The 597-nt window shown below is 78.4% G+C and carries 1 pseudogene; it reads right to left on the bottom strand.

The features are described from left to right. Positions 1-273 precede the first annotated feature (273 nt). Positions 274-597 (bottom strand): annotated as a pseudogene (locus tag G3I53_RS16160) (hypothetical protein); the annotation flags it as partial.

Here is a 597-nt window from a genome sequence, read left to right as displayed (position 1 = left end):
ACGTCGGCGAGCGCACGCCGGAGTTCACCGGCGAAGCGCTGACAGGCGGCGTCCCGCGGCCGGTCCGTCGGGGGTCTCCCGCGGCCGGACCCGGCGGCCGGGGCGGTTCCGGTTCCGGTCCCCGTTCCCGGGGCGGTTCCGGTTCCGGTCACCGTTCCGGTCGCGGTCCCGGTACCGGTCGCGGTTCCGGTTGTGGTTCCGGTCCCCGTCCCGGGGCCGCTCCCGGTCCCCGCCCCGGAGCCGGGTCCGGCCCCGGTTCCCCTTCCCGCCAGGTCAGTCGTCATCGTCGGCCGCCTTGGTGAGCAGCACGCGGACGGTGTGGATGCCCGCGGCCGGCAGGTCGGCGGCGTGTGTGGGCACGACCACGGCGTCCCGCCCCGCCGCGGCGAGCCGTTCCAGGACGTCCGTCCAGGACACCGGGGCGTGCGGTGGCCCCGCCGTCCCCGGCCCGGCGGTGACGGGTACCAGCGCCGCGTCCAGGTCGGCCAGCAGCGGATCCCCGGTGTCGGGCTCGCCCAGCGCGCCCTCCTCGGCGAGCTGCACCGTGCCCAGCAGATCGCGCAGCGCGTCGACCGCCGCCGCCGTCCGGTCCAGGGC

The organism is Streptomyces sp. SID14436, from assembly GCF_010548465.1.
Classification (GTDB): Bacteria; Actinomycetota; Actinomycetes; order Streptomycetales; family Streptomycetaceae; genus Streptomyces.
Note: the sequence above shows the minus strand (reverse complement) of the source record. Positions and strands in the feature narration are given on the sequence as shown.